The 16,468-nt window shown below is 65.0% G+C and carries 19 protein-coding genes, 1 tRNA gene and 1 other RNA gene; 7 read left to right on the top strand and 14 right to left on the bottom strand.

The window, feature by feature from the left end:
- Nucleotides 1–18: 18 nt before the first annotated feature.
- The 6 genes from acpP to B0E46_RS09815 all read right to left on the bottom strand — a co-directional run bounded on the left by acpP (nucleotide 19) and on the right by B0E46_RS09815 (nucleotide 4,221).
- A complete protein-coding gene (acpP, locus tag B0E46_RS09840; protein WP_007805185.1) occupies nucleotides 19–258 on the bottom strand; it encodes an acyl carrier protein in 240 nt (79 codons plus the stop codon).
- 197 nt (nucleotides 259–455) lie between these two features.
- The gene (fabG, locus tag B0E46_RS09835) at nucleotides 456–1,199 is read right to left on the bottom strand and encodes a 3-oxoacyl-ACP reductase FabG (RefSeq protein WP_077555609.1); all 744 of its coding nucleotides are present in this window, start codon (nucleotides 1,197–1,199) and stop codon (nucleotides 456–458) included.
- A 61-nt stretch (nucleotides 1,200–1,260) separates the two neighbouring features.
- Nucleotides 1,261–2,208: an ACP S-malonyltransferase gene (gene fabD, locus B0E46_RS09830; RefSeq protein ID WP_077555808.1), complete on the bottom strand. Its 948-nt coding sequence runs from the start codon at nucleotides 2,206–2,208 to the stop codon at nucleotides 1,261–1,263.
- 136 nt (nucleotides 2,209–2,344) lie between these two features.
- Nucleotides 2,345–3,319, bottom strand: a complete 975-nt coding sequence (locus B0E46_RS09825) for a beta-ketoacyl-ACP synthase III (protein ID WP_077555608.1) — start codon at nucleotides 3,317–3,319, stop codon at nucleotides 2,345–2,347.
- A gap of 157 nt (nucleotides 3,320–3,476) precedes the next feature.
- On the bottom strand, nucleotides 3,477–3,671 hold the full coding sequence (gene rpmF, locus B0E46_RS09820) for a 50S ribosomal protein L32 (protein WP_077441856.1): 195 nt from the start codon (nucleotides 3,669–3,671) through the stop codon (nucleotides 3,477–3,479).
- Between the two features lie 70 nt (nucleotides 3,672–3,741).
- Nucleotides 3,742–4,221 carry a YceD family protein gene (locus tag B0E46_RS09815; RefSeq protein ID WP_077555607.1) on the bottom strand — a complete coding sequence of 160 codons (480 nt, stop codon included), beginning with the start codon at nucleotides 4,219–4,221 and terminating at the stop codon, nucleotides 3,742–3,744.
- Nucleotides 4,222–4,404: 183 nt separating this feature from the next.
- On the opposite strand from B0E46_RS09815, the gene B0E46_RS09810 reads away from it, so the two are divergent.
- The 6 genes from B0E46_RS09810 to B0E46_RS09785 all read left to right on the top strand — a co-directional run bounded on the left by B0E46_RS09810 (nucleotide 4,405) and on the right by B0E46_RS09785 (nucleotide 10,016).
- Nucleotides 4,405–4,860: a hypothetical protein gene (locus B0E46_RS09810; RefSeq protein WP_077555606.1), complete on the top strand. Its 456-nt coding sequence runs from the start codon at nucleotides 4,405–4,407 to the stop codon at nucleotides 4,858–4,860.
- A complete protein-coding gene (locus B0E46_RS09805; protein ID WP_077555605.1) occupies nucleotides 4,857–5,456 on the top strand; it encodes a Maf family nucleotide pyrophosphatase in 600 nt (199 codons plus the stop codon). Before B0E46_RS09810 ends, B0E46_RS09805 begins: the two co-directional genes overlap by 4 nt.
- A gap of 69 nt (nucleotides 5,457–5,525) precedes the next feature.
- A complete protein-coding gene (locus B0E46_RS09800) occupies nucleotides 5,526–6,467 on the top strand; it encodes a MoxR family ATPase (RefSeq protein ID WP_077555604.1) in 942 nt (313 codons plus the stop codon).
- On the top strand, nucleotides 6,467–7,420 hold the full coding sequence (locus B0E46_RS09795) for a DUF58 domain-containing protein (protein ID WP_077555603.1): 954 nt from the start codon (nucleotides 6,467–6,469) through the stop codon (nucleotides 7,418–7,420). The genes B0E46_RS09800 and B0E46_RS09795 overlap by 1 nt, the downstream gene beginning before the upstream one ends.
- Nucleotides 7,417–9,390 (top strand): DUF3488 and transglutaminase-like domain-containing protein, encoded by a 1,974-nt coding sequence (locus B0E46_RS09790; RefSeq protein WP_077555602.1) that lies wholly within the window; start codon nucleotides 7,417–7,419, stop codon nucleotides 9,388–9,390. The genes B0E46_RS09795 and B0E46_RS09790 overlap by 4 nt, the downstream gene beginning before the upstream one ends.
- A 47-nt stretch (nucleotides 9,391–9,437) precedes the next feature.
- A complete protein-coding gene (locus B0E46_RS09785; RefSeq protein WP_077555807.1) occupies nucleotides 9,438–10,016 on the top strand; it encodes a Slp family lipoprotein in 579 nt (192 codons plus the stop codon).
- 80 nt (nucleotides 10,017–10,096) lie between these two features.
- On the opposite strand, the gene B0E46_RS09780 is transcribed toward B0E46_RS09785, so the two are convergent.
- From B0E46_RS09780 to B0E46_RS09745, 8 genes are all read right to left on the bottom strand, one after another.
- Entirely contained in the window at nucleotides 10,097–10,441 is a 345-nt protein-coding gene (locus B0E46_RS09780; protein ID WP_077555601.1) for a histidine triad nucleotide-binding protein, read from the bottom strand.
- Nucleotides 10,442–10,461: 20 nt separating this feature from the next.
- Nucleotides 10,462–11,064: a recombination mediator RecR gene (gene recR / locus B0E46_RS09775; RefSeq protein WP_077555600.1), complete on the bottom strand. Its 603-nt coding sequence runs from the start codon at nucleotides 11,062–11,064 to the stop codon at nucleotides 10,462–10,464.
- A 105-nt stretch (nucleotides 11,065–11,169) separates the two neighbouring features.
- Nucleotides 11,170–11,493, bottom strand: coding sequence for a YbaB/EbfC family nucleoid-associated protein (locus B0E46_RS09770; RefSeq protein ID WP_027485554.1), 324 nt, complete (start codon nucleotides 11,491–11,493; stop codon nucleotides 11,170–11,172).
- Nucleotides 11,494–11,522: 29 nt separating this feature from the next.
- A complete protein-coding gene (gene dnaX / locus B0E46_RS09765) occupies nucleotides 11,523–13,217 on the bottom strand; it encodes a DNA polymerase III subunit gamma/tau (protein WP_077555599.1) in 1,695 nt (564 codons plus the stop codon).
- Nucleotides 13,218–13,313: 96 nt separating this feature from the next.
- An RNA gene (ffs, locus tag B0E46_RS09760) (signal recognition particle sRNA small type) lies at nucleotides 13,314–13,410 on the bottom strand.
- Nucleotides 13,411–13,464: 54 nt separating this feature from the next.
- Nucleotides 13,465–13,554: transfer RNA gene (locus B0E46_RS09755), tRNA-Ser, on the bottom strand.
- 91 nt (nucleotides 13,555–13,645) lie between these two features.
- Complete coding sequence (locus B0E46_RS09750; RefSeq protein WP_077555598.1) at nucleotides 13,646–14,407, bottom strand: MBL fold metallo-hydrolase; 762 nt, start codon at nucleotides 14,405–14,407, stop codon at nucleotides 13,646–13,648.
- Entirely contained in the window at nucleotides 14,404–15,135 is a 732-nt protein-coding gene (locus B0E46_RS09745; protein ID WP_077555597.1) for a 3-deoxy-D-manno-octulosonic acid kinase, read from the bottom strand. Before B0E46_RS09745 ends, B0E46_RS09750 begins: the two co-directional genes overlap by 4 nt.
- A gap of 48 nt (nucleotides 15,136–15,183) precedes the next feature.
- Between B0E46_RS09745 and B0E46_RS09740 the strand changes: the two genes are divergently transcribed.
- The gene (locus B0E46_RS09740; RefSeq protein WP_077555806.1) at nucleotides 15,184–16,221 is read left to right on the top strand and encodes a glycosyltransferase family 9 protein; all 1,038 of its coding nucleotides are present in this window, start codon (nucleotides 15,184–15,186) and stop codon (nucleotides 16,219–16,221) included.
- The last annotated feature ends 247 nt before the right edge of the window (nucleotides 16,222–16,468 follow it).

The raw sequence follows: 16,468 nt of genomic DNA, 5'->3' as shown, positions 1-16,468 counted from the left end.
GATCAAGTGGCGTACCGATCAATCCTTGGAGTGGGCCTTGATGTAATCGACGGCCTGCTGCACGGTGGTGATCTTCTCGGCGTCTTCGTCGGGAATCTCGGTCTCGAACTCTTCCTCGAGCGCCATCACCAGTTCCACCGTGTCCAGCGAATCTGCGCCCAGATCGTCCACGAACGAAGCGTTCGCCGTGACTTCATCTTCCTTCACGCCCAACTGCTCGATGACGATTTTCTTGACGCGCTCTTCGATGGTGCTCATGTTGCCCATACCTCTCAAGGAGTAAATGTTTGTCTGTGCCGGCGTAGTGCCCGCAAAAGGCCGGCGGCATTGTAGTGGCTAAACCGCCAGGCCGCCACGATCCACCGGTGATGCCATGACGCGCCCCGAATGGACCGACGCGAAAACGCAATTGTCGCCTAAAACGAGCCCGCTGGCGACAACTGCCTGCGCATGCCTTACGGCATGTACATGCCGCCGTTGACGTGCAGGGTCTCGCCGGTGATGTAGGCCGCCGCCGGCGAGGCCAGGAAACCCACCGCCTTGGCGATGTCAGCCACCTCACCGAGCCGGCCCAGCGCGATCTGGCCGAGCAGCGCCTGTTTCGATTCTTCGGGCAAGGCGCGGGTCATGTCGGTATCAATGAAGCCCGGTGCCACCACGTTGACCGTGATGCCGCGCGTGCCGATTTCGCGCGCCAGCGACTTGGAGAACGCGATGATGCCGGCCTTCGCCGCCGCGTAGTTCGCCTGGCCCGGATTGCCGGTAAGCCCGATCACCGAGGCGATCGAGATGATGCGGCCCTTGCGCGCCTTCATCATGCCGCGCATGACCGCCTTGGAGGTGCGGTAGACCGAGCTGAGGTTGGTGTCGAGGATGACGTTCCAGTCCTCTTCGCGCATGCGCATCAGCAGCTGGTCGCGGGTGATGCCGGCGTTGTTGACCAGGATCGACACCGCACCGAATTCCTTGGCAATGCTGTCGACCAGTGCGTCGACCGCGGCGCTGTCGGTGACGTTCAGCACCCGGCCGTGGCCACCATGCGCCGCCAGCCGCGCACCAATCGCGGCAGCGCCGCTTTCGCTGGTCGCCGTGCCGATCACCGTGGCGCCCATCGCAGCCAGTTCGTCGGCAATGGCCGCACCGATGCCGCGGCTTGCGCCGGTAACGAGGGCAATGTCACCTTGCAGTGGGTTGCTCATCTGTCGGTTCCTTGGGAAATCAGGATGGCTGAGACCTGCAGGCCCGGCCAAGGGAGGTCATTTACGCCCATTCGGCGCGGGCGGCATCCATTTCGGCCGGCGCACCGATCGCGCGAGCCTCGATCGTCTTGTCGATGCGCTTGATCAGGCCGCTCAGTACCTTGCCAGGACCACATTCGGCAATACGCGTGGCACCACCAGCAGCCAGTGCCTGCACGCATTCAGTCCAGCGCACCGGCAGGTACAGCTGGCGCTGCAGCGCGCCGCGAATTTCATCAAGGGTGCCATAGCTGCGCGCTTCGGCGTTCTGCACCACCGGGACCGTTGGCAGCTGCCAGTTGATCGAGCCCATGCGCTCACCGAGCTTGTCGGCAGCCTCGCGCATCAAGGCGCAATGCGAGGGTACCGAGACAGCGAGCTTGATCGCCTTCTTCACGCCCAGCTCGGCCAGCCGCGCCAGCGCACGATCCACCGCCTCGGCATGGCCGGCAATCACCAGCTGGCCGGGCGAATTGAAGTTCGCCGGCGACACCACCTGCCCCTGCGCCACCTCGTCGCACACTGCAGCAATCTGCGCGTCATCGCCACCAAGGATCGCCGCCATCGCGCCAACGCCGGCCGGCACGGCCGCCTGCATCAAACGACCGCGCTCGGCCACCAGCGCCGCCGCATCATGCAGCGACAAAGCGCCGGCACAAACCAAGGCGCTGTACTCGCCCAGACTGTGACCGGCCAACTGCGCCGGTTGCACGCCACCCAGCTTCTGCCATACCCGCCACACGGCCACACTGGCGGCAAGCAGCGCCGGCTGGGTGTTTTCGGTGCGGTTGAGCTGGTCTTCCGGCCCCTGTGAGCTCAAGTTCCACAGATCGAGCCCGGCGCCTTGCGAGGCCTCTGCAAACGTCGCCTGCACTTCGGCATGCGCAGCAGCCAGTTCGACCAGCATGCCAACCGACTGCGAACCCTGACCTGGGAAAACGAAAGCGAGCGAAGCGGAAGTTGAACTCATGGATGCGCAGATCCCGTCGGCGAAAACCGCCATGGTGCCAGCATCGCCGCCCATACGCAGCTGTATTTGGTCGTGCCGGCCGAAAGACACGATGCCGCCATGGGCGGCATCGTCGGGAAACTTGAACCACGGCGACTCAGTAGCGCAGCAACGCCGAAGCCCAGGTGAAGCCACCGCCGAACGCTTCCAGCAACAGGTTCTGGCCACGCTGCACCTTGCCCGAACGTACCGCGTAATCGAGCGCCAGCGGCACCGAACCGGACGAGGTATTGGCGTGCTTGTCGACCGTCACGATGACGCGCTCCATCGACATCTTCAGTCGCTTGGCGGTCGCCTCGATGATGCGCAGGTTCGCCTGATGCGGGATCAGCCAATCGATGTCCGACTCCACCATGTTGGCGGCCTGCAGGGTTTCGTCGACCAGCGAGTCGAGCGTCTTCACCGCGACCTTGAACACTTCGCGGCCGGACATCTTGATGCGCACACCGTGGTTGGGCTCGTCCTTGAAACCGACCGAGACGCCCACCGGGTTGTACAGGAGATGCTTGAAGCCGCCGTCGGCATGCAGGCAGGTGGCATAGATGCCCGGCTCGCTGGAAGCCTCCAGCACGACGGCACCCGCGCCATCACCGAACAGCACGCAACTTTCGCGCTCGGTCCAGTCGACCATCCGGGTCAATGTCTCGGCCCCGATCACCAGCACCTTCTTGGACTGCCCGCTCTTGATGAACTTGTCGGCGATACCCAGCGCGTAGACGAAGCCCGAACAGGCGGCATTGACGTCGAACGCGGCGCAGCCGTTCGCACCGAGTCGGTGCTGTACCAGGCAGGCGGTGGACGGAAAGATGATGTCCGGCGTGGTGGTGCCGAGCACGATCAGGTCGAGTTCGGACGCCTTGATGCCGGCCGCTTCCAGCGCGCGCTGCGCGGCAAGGAAGGCCAGGTCGCCGGTGGTCTCGCCATCGGCGGCGATATGGCGTTGACGAATGCCAGTGCGGGTATGGATCCACTCGTCACTGGTGTCGACGATCTTTTCCAGATCGGCATTGGTAACCACGCGCTCGGGTAAGGCGCTGCCGGTGGCGATGATGCGGGAGTAGATCTGGGACATTCAGCTATCCATCAATGGAAACAGAGGATTGAACGCCTTGGCGGCGCCTGCACGACACCGCAACGTTACGTTCCGGCGGACATAAACGCAAAACGGCGCGTCGCCGCGCCGTTCCGCATGATCGCATCGTGGAATCCCGAGGGATCCCGCGAACCGATCAATCCTCGACCGACACCGCACCCTTGGTTTCGATCACTTTCTTGCCGCGGTAGTAGCCATCCTTGGTGACGTGATGGCGCAGATGCACTTCGCCACTGGTCGGATCGGTGGACAGCTGCACGGTCTTCAGCGCGTCGTGCGAACGACGCATGCCGCGGGTGGACGGGGTACGGCGGCTCTTGGCAACTGCCATGGTAGTTCTCCAACTGAAACTTGATGATCTGTTTCGACAAAACCAGGATCGAGATGATCCGGGTCGGTGGTTACTTCTTCAGTTCGCGCAACACCGCGAACGGATTCTCGGAGCGCCCCTCGCCGGTGGAATCGTTTTCCGGCTCGTGACCTGTCACTTCGTCGGGCAAGCTGCTGTCCGGATTGATCGGGATCAGCGGCAGCGCCAACAGCAATTCGTCCTCGATGACATCGGCCGGCTTCAACCGGCCATCCTCGGCCACCAACAGCGGTTCGCAGTCAGGCGGCAAGCCAGCCTCATCGCGCTCCAGCTTGATCAGGCCAAGCCGCGTGCTCACCACCACGGGCAGTACAAACGGTTCCAGCGTACGTTGGCAGACCAGCGTGAGCGAAGCCTGCGCGCGAACATCGAGATAATCCGTACCCAGGCTGTCGCGCCCGAAATCCAGCTCGAATCGCACCACCCCGTCGGTGCCCGCCAGTGCATCGCACAGGCGGGACATGGTCGCGATGGGTAGCGTTCCCTCAAACGAACGCCGCGCCGAGACCATGCGCCAAGCGTCCACGGACTCTGGCAGTGTCACGGACATAATCGCGAAATATTAGGTATGAAGCCGCCTCAAGTCAACTGGCAAGGCTATCCAAACCCATGAAACGGCTGCTACGTGGCTTATTTTGCCTGATCTGGCCCCAATGCGGCAGACTGAATCCCTTCGTCGCCTGAACTGCCATTCGTGAATGACTATCTGACCCCCGGCGTCGCCGTACTGCTGTTGCTGCTGGTCGCCGGCGTGAGCTGGACCCTCTTCATGCGCCGGCGCCAGGCACGGCGCAGCCGCAGCCTGCAGACCCTGCTCGATCTGGCCGACCGACTCGAAACAGACCTCAAGACTTGCCGTTCCGGCCTGCAGCAGGCGCATGCCGTGATGTCGCTCAATCCCGACCTGCCAGCCGCCAGCGAACAGGAGGCCAGGCATGCCATCGATGGAGGGTTGCGCGCCTTGCTGCAGCAGCGGCTGTGGATCCGTGATCAATCGGCGCAAGCCAGCCAGCAGGAGCTGAACGAGGCTGCCGACTCCATGCGCAGCACACGCGACCGCCTGCAACCCCTGCTGCAGGCGCTTACCCAGGCGCAGCGTGACCTGAACAGCGCCATGCGTGAACACATCCGGCGCGAATCCGACACATGACACTACCGACACGGACAGCGCCCCGGCTGGTGCTGGGCTCCACCTCGCGTTATCGCGCCGAGTTGTTGCGCCGACTGACACCCGATTTCGAGCAGTGCGCACCCGGCACCGACGAATCCGCGTTGCCTGGCGAGCCTCCGGCAGCGCGCGCACTTCGCCTGGCGATCGCCAAGGCCGAAGCGGCGGCACATGGGCTGCGCGACGCACTGGTGATCGGCTCCGACCAGGTAGCCGAACTCGACGGGCTCACCCTCGACAAACCCGGCACGGCCGAACACGCCCGTGCCCAGCTCGGCGCAAGCTCGGGCCGCGAGGTGCACTTTCACACCGCGCTGTGCCTGCTCGATACCCGTGACGGCCGCCGGCATACCTACGTCGATCACACCCGCGTGCGCTTCCGCGTCCTGAACGCGGCGGAAATCGAACGCTATGTCGAACGCGAGCAGCCGCTCGACTGTGCAGGCAGCTTCAAGTGCGAAGGTCTGGGCATCAGCCTGTTCGCGGCTATCGACAATCATGACCCGAGTGCGCTGATCGGGCTGCCGTTGATCGCACTGTCGCGACTGCTGCGCGAGACCGGCATCGAACTGCCATAGGATCGGCTGTGCCGGACAATCGCTACACTGCCTACCTGCCCCCACAACCCGCCCAGCGCCGAAGGGATCATGTCAGCCATCACCACGCTTCGCGATGAAGGACTGCAGCAACGCCTGGACGCCGCCATGGCCCAGGTCAACCAGGTATTGCTGGGCAAGCCACGCCAGGTGAAGCTGGCTTTCACCGGCCTGATTGCCGGTGGCCATCTGCTGCTGGAAGACGTACCCGGAGTGGGCAAGACCACCCTCGCGCACGCGCTGGCGGCCACCTTCGCGCTCGACTTCCAGCGCGTGCAGTTCACCAGCGACCTGCTGCCGTCGGACATCATCGGCGTCAGCGTCTATGAACGCGAAACCGGCCAGTTCCGCTTCCATCCCGGCCCGATCTTCACCGGCCTGTTGCTGGCCGACGAGATCAATCGCGCCAGCCCGAAGACGCAGAGCGCGCTGCTGGAGGCGATGGCCGAACATCAGGTCACCGTGGATGGCCAGACCCACCTGCTGGCGCAACCGTTCTTCGTCGTCGCCACGCAGAATCCGCTCGACCTCAACGGCACCTTCCCGCTGCCCGACTCGCAGCTCGACCGCTTCATGCTGCGGCTGTCGCTGGATTACCCCGATGCCGCCGCCGAGCGCGCCCTGCTTACCGGCAGCGATCGCCGCGACCTGCTCGCTCAGCTGACCCCGCAGCTCGACGGCGCCGCCCTGCTCGCGCTGCACCGGCAGGCACAGGCCATCACCGCCAGCACCGCCCTGCTCGACTATCTGCAGGCCCTGCTCGCCGCCAGCCGCCGGCATGCCGAGATCCGCGTGGGCCTGTCACCGCGCGCCGGGCTGGCCTTGCTGAGTGCGGCACGTGCATGGGCGCTGCTCAGCGGTCGTACGCACGTGCTGCCGGAAGACATCCAGGCGCTGTTCGTGCCGCTGGCCGCCCATCGCCTGCTGCCGGCGCGCGGGGCCGGTGGCGACACGCTGGCGCGGCAGCTGCTGGCCGAGGTGGCGGTGGATTGATGCGCGGGATCCTGCAGCACGTACAGACCTGGGCCGAACGCCGGTTGCCTGCGCTTACCCGCTACCGACGGCCCGAGAGCCTGCCGATCGAGTTGCACCGGCGACGCATATATATCGTGCCGACCGGCTTCGGCCTGGGCTTTTCGGTGTTGTTGCTGGTGATGATGGTCGGCGCGTTGAACTACACCAACAATGCCGCGCTGCTGCTCACTTGCCTGCTCGGTGCGGCCAGTGCAGCCAGCATGCTGGTGGCGTTTCGCAGCCTCGACGGGCTGCGTCTTGCCCATGTACGCGCAGGCCATGCCATTGCAGGCGAACCGATCGAACTCACGCTGGCACTGGAGTCGCGGCGCTGTCGCCATGCGATCCGCGTCGACCTGGGTCACGACTCCACCGCCTTTGCGATCGATGCGACCGGCGTCACCCTGGTGGTGCTGCACTTGCCAACCCTGCGACGCGGCTGGCAGCCTTTGCCGCGCTTGCGTCTGTGGAGCAGTTGGCCGCTGGGCTTGTTTCGCGCATGGAGCTGGCTGCACCCGGAGCAATCGGTCCTGGTATGGCCGCGCCCGGAAATCGCCGGACCGCCGCCACACGCTGCCGCGGACGACGCTCGCCACATGCGCCTGCACCTGGGTGACGAGCTGGCCGCGCTGCGCGACTATCGCGCAGGCGACCCGCAGCGGCACATCGCATGGAAGGCCAGCGCCCGCCACATCAACCTGCTGGTGAAGGACTTCGAACAACCGCAAAACCGTCCGAACTGGCAACTGGACTGGCGCCAGCTGCCTGGGCTGGACGAGGAGGCCCGCATCGCCCGCCTCGCCCGCTGGCTGGGCGAGGCACAGGCCCAGCGGCGCAATTACAGCCTGTGGCTGCCGGACAAGCAGATCGCCAGCGGCAGTGGCCCGCTGCATTACGCCCACTGCATGAGCGCCCTGGCGCAACTGCCATGATCGCGCTGCCATCGCGCAAGGCGCGCGTCGAATCACCGATCGATACCCGCGCGTTCGATCTGCTGGGCCTGACCATGGCTCTCGTGCTCGGCCTGCACGCAGCACATCTGCCGTGGTGGCTCGGCATTGCGCTGGCACTGACCCTGGGCTGGCGCTGGTGGCAACGTCGCCGGCACATCGGCCGCGTGCCGCGCTGGCTCAAGCTGCCCCTGCTGGTGCTGCTTACGCTCGCGGTCATTGCCCACTACGGAAATATTTTCGGACGCGAGCCGGGAACGGCATTGGCTATCGGCCTGCTGGTCCTGAAACTGCTGGAGACCGAATCCGCACGCGATGTCCGCGTCGGTGTCAGTTTCGCCTGCTTTGCCCTGATGGCCGCGCTGCTTTTCGACCAGGGACTCATCGTCACCGTCACCGTGGCGCTTGGTTTGCTGCCGGCACTGGCAACTCTGCGTGCCCTGGAGCCCGCACAGGCGCAGGTCACGCTGCAGCGCTCCCTGCTGCCCGGCCTCGGCCTGCTGGCCGCCGCACTACCGCTGGCCCTGCTCGGGTTCCTGCTGGTGCCACGCCTGAGCTCGCCGCTATGGGGCGCGCCGTCACCGCGCGATGCGCGTACGGGACTGAGCGACAACATGTCGCCAGGCGACTTTACCGACCTGCTGATCGACGACCACCCGGCAATGCGGGTGAGTTTCGAGGGGGCGCCTCCGCCACCGGACCAGCGCTATTTCCGCGCCTATGTCATGTGGGACTACGACGGCTCACGCTGGAAGTACGTCGACATCGTCAACCGCGAACCGGTGGAGCTGCAGGCATCCCGCACTGTCGGGTATCAGGTCAGCATGGAGCCGACGCATCAATACGTGCTGCCGATGCTGGACGTGCCGCTGGATGCTCCTGCCAATGCGGGACTTCGCCAGGACCGTGTCGTCATGGCCGACAAGCCAGTCAACGACCTGCTCGCCTATGCGGGACGGTCGGCCATCCAATACCGCCTGCAACCGGAGCTGGGCATCGGGATGCGCCAGCGTGGACTATCCCTGCCCGCCGGTTTCAACCCGCGCACCCTCGCGCTAGGGCAATCGTGGCGTCAGCGCCATGGCACCGACGATGCCGCGATCGTGCAGGCCGCGCTTGCACTCTTCCACAATGGCGGTTTCCGCTACACGTTGTCCCCGGCACCGCTGGGTCGCGATGCGATGGACGATTTTCTGTTCGATACCCGTGAAGGCTTCTGCGAGCAGTACTCGTCGGCATTCACCGTGCTGATGCGCGCAGCCGGCATCCCTTCGCGGGTCGTCACCGGCTACCAGGGCGGTTACTGGAACACGTTGGGCAAGTACCTGCTGGTACGTTATTCCGATGCCCATGCCTGGAGCGAAGTGTGGCTGAGTGGTCGTGGCTGGGTGCGCGTCGACCCGACGGGAGCGGTGCGACCGCAACGCGTCAGCCTCGGCGCAGCGGCAGCGGCAGACGGCCAACTGCCTTGGTACGAGAACGGCTGGCTGCAATCGCTGCGCAATCGCTGGGACATCGTCAACCGCTGGTGGGGGCAAGGCGTTATCGGTTTCGATGCACTGCGCCAGCGCGGCCTGCTGACCCCGTTCGGCATTCGCGATGCCGATACGGCGACGCTGGGCGTGCTGCTCGCGATCAGCTGCGTGCTGTTCATTGCGGTCGGCCTGGGTTGGGCATTGTTGCGGCGGCAGGTACGCGACCCCTTGCGTACCGCGCTGCGCGAGCTTGAGCACAAGCTGGCACGCATGGGTATCGTGCGCCGGCCCAGTGAAGGCCCGCAGCATTACCTGAGCCGCGCAGCCCGCGCGCTACCTGGCCAGCGTGATGAACTTGCGTTATTGATGAAGTGTTATCTGGAACTGCGTTATGCCCATGACGAACCGCCGCCTGAATCGTTGCATGACTTTCAGCGTGCGGTGCGGGATTTTCGGACCGCTCGCATGGTCAAATGAAAGCCGACGCGATGGCGCATGCCACCGCCCATGATGGAGAAACTGCCATGTCCCTGTACCGCCCCCTCAGTCTCGTCGCCGCCATCGCCCTGCTGGGTGGATGCGCGACGGTTCCCCAACCACTGCAAGGCAATTACACCGATATCTCCACTGCCAGCGCCCAGCAGGGCGGTGGCGGCGCCCGCGTACGCTGGGGTGGCGAGATCATCAAGACCGAACCGGGCCAGCAGGAGACCTGCTTCTACCTGCTGTCGCGCCCGCTGGACAGCGAGGCGCGCCCGGCAGCGGGCAACGCGGGTGACAACCAGGGGCGCTTCGTTGCCTGCCATGCAGGCTTCTACGACCCGGAAGTGTTTACCCGCGGGCGTGAGTTGACGATCACCGGCACCCTGCACGGGACGGTGTCGCAGAAGGTGGGCGATTTTGACTATGCCTATCCGCGTGTCGAGGCCGACGTGGTCTATCTGTGGCCGAAGCGTCCGCGCTATGCCGCCTATCCGCCGGGTTACTACGACCCGTTCTGGGGACCTGGTTTCGGCCCGTACTGGGGCCCGTGGGGCGGTTATCCCTACTACGGTGGCCCGCGCGTGATCGTGGTGCGACCGCCACCGCCGCCGGCCAAGTAATCACCGACAAGAACGCCGGCATCGAGCCGGCGTTCTTTTATTTTATATGTGCGCGTACATGCGCATTGCAGCGATTGCGCTCAGCCTGGCGGCCAATGCAGGCGACGGCCGGCAAGCAGGTGCACATGCAGATGGAAGACCGTCTGCCCGCCGTCCTCGTTGCAGTTGATCACCGTGCGATAACCCTGCTCGGCGAAACCTTCCTGCTTGGCGTAATCGGCGGCGGCCAGCAATAGCTTGCCCAGCAATTCGGCTTCACTCGCGACGGCGTCATTGAGCGTGGCCAGCGCCCGCTTGGGAATGAACAGCACGTGCACCGGTGCCTGCGGATTCAGATCGCGAAAGGCCAGCACCTCGTCGTTCTCGTAGACGATGTCAGCCGGTATCTCGCGGCGGATGATCTTGCTGAATATGGTGTCGCCCATGCCCGCTTGCTCCGTATGAGTCAGTCCAGCAACTGCCGCCCGCCGAACGCATGCGCCAGCGTGCTGCGGTCGACGTATTCCAGCTCGCCGCCCAGCGGCACGCCGTGCGCCAGCCGGGTCGGCCGCACGCCGCCGGCACGCGCCAGCTGCGCAAGGTAATGCGCGGTGGCTTCGCCCTCCACCGTGGGATTGGTGGCAATGATCAACTCCTCGATCTCGCCCTCGCCCAGTCGCTGGGTGAGCTGCGCCAGCCCCAGCTCCTCCGGCCCGAGGCCGTCCAGTGGCGACAAACGTCCCATCAGCACGAAGTACTGCCCGCGATAACCGGTGGCCTGCTCGATCGCCGCCAGGTCGGTCGGCGATTCCACCACGCACAGCACCTGCCGGTCGCGACTGCCGCTGGCGCAGAGTGCGCACAGCGGCTCCTCGCTGAAGTTGCGGCACTGCTTGCAATGGCCGATGCGCTGCATCGCCTGCTCCAGCACGGCAGCCAGCTTCAGTCCACGCTCGCGCTCGCGCTCCAGCAGATGGAAAGCCATCCGCTGCGCACTCTTGCCGCCCACGCCGGGCAGGCAGCGCAGCGCTTCGATCAAGTCAGCGAGAAGGGGGGAACCGGATGACATGGATGATTCGAGTAGTGAGTGAAGAGGGGTGAGAAGTGAGAGAAAGGCGGGAAGCGGTCAGCTGATGCTCTGTCACTTCTCACCCCTCTTCACTCACCCCTGTTTTCAGAACGGCATCTTGAAGCCAGCCGGCAGATTCATCCCGGCGGTGACGCCGCCGAGCTTGTTCTTGCTGACCTCGGCCACCTTGTTCACGGCATCGTTGATTGCGGCAGCGACCAGGTCCTCGGCCATTTCCGGATCGTCGGCGAACGTCTGCCGGTCGATCTGCACACGGCGTACCTCATGCGCGCCGGTCATCACCACGCTGACCAGGCCACCACCGGCGCTGCCGGTGACTTCCAGCTTGGCGATCTCTTCCTGCGCACGCTTCATGTCTTCCTGCATGCGCTGGGCCTGCTGCATCAGCTGACCGATCTGTCCTCTCATCTCACTGCTCCGGCTTCAACTTTCAGGATTCAACTATCAAGGGGTTTGATGGATTGCGGCACCACGCGTGCGCCGAATTCGCGCTTCAGCGACTGCACCAGCGGATCGCCTTCGATGGCCTGCTCGGCAGCTGCCTGAGCCGCATCGCGTGCCTGCGCCGCGCGTGCTGCCGGCGTCTGCACCCCCGCTTCCGGGGTGTTGCTGACAAAACGCAGCCGGATGCGCTCGCCAAGGACCTGGCCGATGCGCTCTTCCATCTGGCTGACCATCGGCTCCACCGCGAGATTCATGTGCGCCGGCTGCAGCGCGAGTACCAGGGTCTGGCCATCGCGTTCACGCAACACGGCATTCTGCGCCAGCAAGCCGAACGGACCACGCAAGCCGGCCTGCTCGATCAAGGCATCCCAATTCGGCAGGCCGTTGGCATCACGCGCCACCGGAGCCGGCGTCGCCGTCACTGCAGGCACTGGCGCCGGTCGCGTTGCCGATTCCGCGCGCGGCGGTGGCGGGTAATCCTGCTGGCGCTCGGCCACCGCGGCGGGACGCGACGGTGGCGACGTATTTGATCGTGCGGGCACTGCCGGCGACACCAGGTTTTCTGCGGCAGCCGGTCTTTCGGTGCGCACCGCCGGTGAACCATCGCCAGGCCGGAACGCGAGCATGCGCAGCATCGCCATCTCGAAGCCGGTGCGTGCATCCGGCGCCAGCACCAGATCACGCCGACCGGAGGTGGCAATCTGGTAATACAGCTGCACGTCTTCCGGCGTCATCCGCTCGGCCAGTGTGACCAATGCAGCGTCATCACCGCCTTCTTCGGGCCGGTAATCGGGAATCAGCTGGATCAGCTGCAACTGGTGCAGCACGCCGGCCAGATCGTCCAGCACGCCGCCGAAATCCGGCGAATACGAGGCAATCTGGGTGCACTCGGCCAGCAGCCGCTCGCCATCACCCGCGGACAGCGCATCGAGCACACCCAGCACCTGCCCGCGCGCGACGCTGCCAAGCATGGTGCGCACGTCGTCGACATGCAGCGCACCGCCGCCGTAGGCAATCGCCTGGTCAAGTAGCGACAGGCCGTCGCGCAAGGAGCCGTCGGCAGCACGCGCGAGTTCGCCGATGGCGCCGTCTTCGTAGGCAATGTTTTCCGCAGCGAGGATATGCCGCATCTGGCCGGAGATCTGCTCCGGCAGCAAGCGCTTCAGGTTGAACTTCAGGCAGCGCGACAACACCGTCACCGGCAGCTTCTGCGGGTCGGTGGTGGCGAGCAGGAACTTCACGTGCGGCGGCGGTTCTTCCAGTGTCTTCAGCAACGCGTTGAACGCGTTCTTCGACAGCATGTGCACCTCGTCGACCAGGTACACCTTGAAGCGACCACGCGACGGCGCGTACTGCGCGTTCTCGATCACCTCGCGCACATCGTCCACGCCGGTATTGCTGGCCGCGTCGATCTCCAAGAGGTCGACAAAGCGCCCCTCGTCCACCGCCGTGCACACCGCGCACTCGCCACAGGGATCGGCCGACTGCCCGCGCTCGCAGTTCAGCGACTTGGCGAAGATCCGCGCGATCGTGGTCTTGCCGACACCGCGGGTGCCGGTGAACAGGTAGGCGTGATGCATGCGTCCGGTCTCGAGCGCATTGGTGAGCGCGCGCACCACATGTTCCTGCCCGACCAGCTCGGCGAACTTGCGCGGGCGCCACTTGCGAGCGAGTACCTGATAAGACATGCCTGACTACCTTGGGGCGAACAGTGATTGTGCCAAGTCGGGCGGGGTAAGTCAGTAAAGGAGAACGGGGAATCAGTCACCCCGAAAAGGCGGCGGCCCCGCCAGCCACACCCCGGCACCCGAATCATTCGCTACCGTTGCTTCCTTCCGGACCTGGCGGAGTTTGCGAACTATCGTCGCGGGGGGACCGACGGGGCCACCATAGACGTGGGCTGCTGAGCCCTGGAACTCACATGAAACTAGAAGTTGGCGGAGAGAGCGGGATTCGAACCCGCGATACGTTTTACCGTATACACACTTTCCAGGCGTGCTCCTTCAACCACTCGGACACCTCTCCGCAGGAAACCCTCTTGGTCGGGCATCCGGCCCGGCAAAGAAGCGGAAGGATAACGTCAGCCCCGGTTACAGGCAAGCAGATGCGTCTGGATTCAGCCCGCATCGGCCCGCGGTGCGGACGGTTCACCCACGGCTACCCGGTCACCCATGGCCGCGACGCGGTAGCCGAGTGCAGCCAGTGCGGTGCCATCGGCCACACTGCCGTAGTGGTACAGCAGCAGCCGCGAGCGCATCGCTTCGCCCGGATATTCACGCTCGATATCGTCGATGCCGGTATGCGACGGATTGCCGACCAGGCTGCAATCGTGCGCGATCACTTCATTGCCGCCGGCATAACGCGCCAAAGCTTCGGGGATCGGCCGGGTATCGCCGGTATAGACGAAGCTGCCGTCCAGCGCGAGTCCATACGACGTGCCCGGCACGTGATGCCGGGTGGCGAACACGTCGAACCACAGTCCGTCCAGCCAGAAGCCGCGCGTGCACGGCACCAGGCGGAACGCCTCCCAGAAGTTGACGCCACCCTCGGCAAGGGCACCGGGGTAATCCGCCACGCGCGCCTGCAGCCAGGGAATCAACCCGGCATGGGCAAACAACCGGGTGGTGCCGCGCAGGTGCGGATCGAACCACAACCGGAAGAACAACCGCTCCAACCCGGCCACGTGATCCATGTGGGTATGCGTGATGTATAGCGCCGGCGGCAAGGCGTCGTAGGCGGCCATGTACCGATCCAGCGTGTCCGGGCCGCAGTCGATCAGCAGCTGCGGCACGCCGGCGCGCTCCAGCACCACGGCCGAGGAGCCGAGTTCCACCGCGTGCGCGGCGCCCACGCCGAGAAAATGCAGATGCCAGTTCATGGAGTCAGCGTACGCCCGTATCGGCCAAGTAGCGGTTGCCAGATGTCTTTCTCGAAGACTGCCTCACCGTGACCGGCAGCCCCCAGCTTGAGCAGCGAACGACGCAGGCGCTGCAGGTTGGCCTGCCGCCAGGCAGTCGCCGGCTTGCGCAAGCGGCCACGATCGAAGTCGATCAGGTAAAGCCCGTCCGGCGTCACCAGCACATTGTGCGCATTCAGATCGGCATGCCAGATACCGGCACGATGAAAGCGCGCCACGAGTGCCCCGACCTTTTCCGCCAGCTCGCCATCAAGTTGCCCTGCCGCCAGACATTCGGCCAGGGTCTGCGCATCGGCGATGCGGCGGGTGATCAGGTCGGCGCTGTAAAACAGGCCGTGCCGGACATAGCGCGCGGCCACGGCCACCGGTCCGGGCAGGCCGAGCCTGGCGATCTCGCCGAGCAGGCGGAACTCCGCAAACGGACGCGTGCGCTTACTCCCCGTCCACAGATAGCGATCGCCCATCCATGCGGCGACCATGCCGCCGCGCCGATAATGCCGCAATACGCATTCGCCGGCCTGAGTCGCAATGACCGCCACGCCGCCACGCCCGCCGGCCTGCGTGCGCAGGGCGCCCTGTCGGCGCCAGTAATCCGGTACAAACCAGTCCGGCCCGACTTGTGGCGATACGGCGGCGTCAAACAGAATCGCGCCGGCAGCACTTTTGTATATCCGTTCCTGCATCATCATGCCCAGTGATTGCCCCGATTCTAACCCAGGCCCATGACCTCGAACCCGATGACTGCCGCTGCCTCGATCTGCCTGCTGCGCACCTCCGCCATCGGCGACGTCACCCATGTGGTGCCGCTGGTGCGCACCCTGCAACAGGCGTGGCCGGAAACCGCACTGACATGGGTCGTTGGCAAGCTGGAACGCAAGCTGGTCGGTGACCTGCCCGGCGTGGAGTTCGTCACGTTCGACAAGGCGGCCGGCTGGAACGGCATGCGCGCCGTACGTGACGCATTGCGCGAACGACGCTTCGATGCGCTGCTGCAGATGCAGGTGGCGATGCGCTCGAACCTGCTGAGCCTTGGCATCAAGGCCGTTCGCCGCATCGGCTATGACCGTGCACGCGCAAGGGACCTGCATGGACTGGTCATCAACCAACGCATACCTGCGCGCAGCGGCGAACATGTGCTCGATGCGATCGGCAGCTTCTGCGAGCCGCTTGGGTTGCGGCAGACGGCGGTGCGCTGGGACATCCCGATTCCCGACGAGGCGCATGCCTGGGCCGTCGAACAACTACCCGGCGATACACCCACCCTGCTGGTCAGCCCCAGTTCCAGCCATGCGTTGCGCAACTGGCGACCGGAGCGCTACGCCGCCGTGATGGATCACGCCGCCGCACGCGGTTGGCGCGTGGTAATGGTCGGCGGCCCTTCCAGCGGTGAGCGCACGATGGCCGACGCAGTGCTGGCCGCCTGCCAGCGCGCGCCACTGGACCTCACCGGCAAGGACACGCTGAAGAAACTGCTGGCCCTGCTCGATCGCGCGCAATTGCTGCTGACACCCGACTCCGGGCCGATGCACATGGCCAACGCGGTCGGCACCAAGGTGCTGGGCCTGCACGCCGCGAGCAATCCGGACCGATCCGGCCCCTACTCCGACCGCCGCTGGTGCGTGAACAAGTACGACGAGGCCGCGCGCAAGTATCTGGGCAAGCCAGCCAGCGACATTCCGTGGGGCAGCAAGATCGAGAAACCCGGCGTGATGGACCTGATTGGCGTCGACGAGGTGATCGAGCGCTATGAAGCCGCAGCGAAGAGCGAGGAGTGAGCGGAGAGCAGTGGGGGACGATAGAAAGACTCGCAATCCGTGGCTCTTCTCTCGTTTCTCACTCCTCTTTCCTCAGTTCTGCTGCCGGTAATCCTGGTAGGACTATCGAATACGTTGCCGAGCATAGCTTTCGAAGGCAATTTACGTTTTAGCTACCCATAGAGCTACCCAATTGTGTCACGCGGACCGAAACTCGCTCGGATCGAGACCGCGCCGTTCATCGCATTCCATCGCAATTTGCGACATC

Origin of the sequence: Rhodanobacter sp. B04 (genome assembly GCF_002001125.1) — a bacterium.
Lineage (GTDB): Bacteria > Pseudomonadota > Gammaproteobacteria > Xanthomonadales > Rhodanobacteraceae > Rhodanobacter.
Note: the sequence above shows the minus strand (reverse complement) of the source record. Positions and strands in the feature narration are given on the sequence as shown.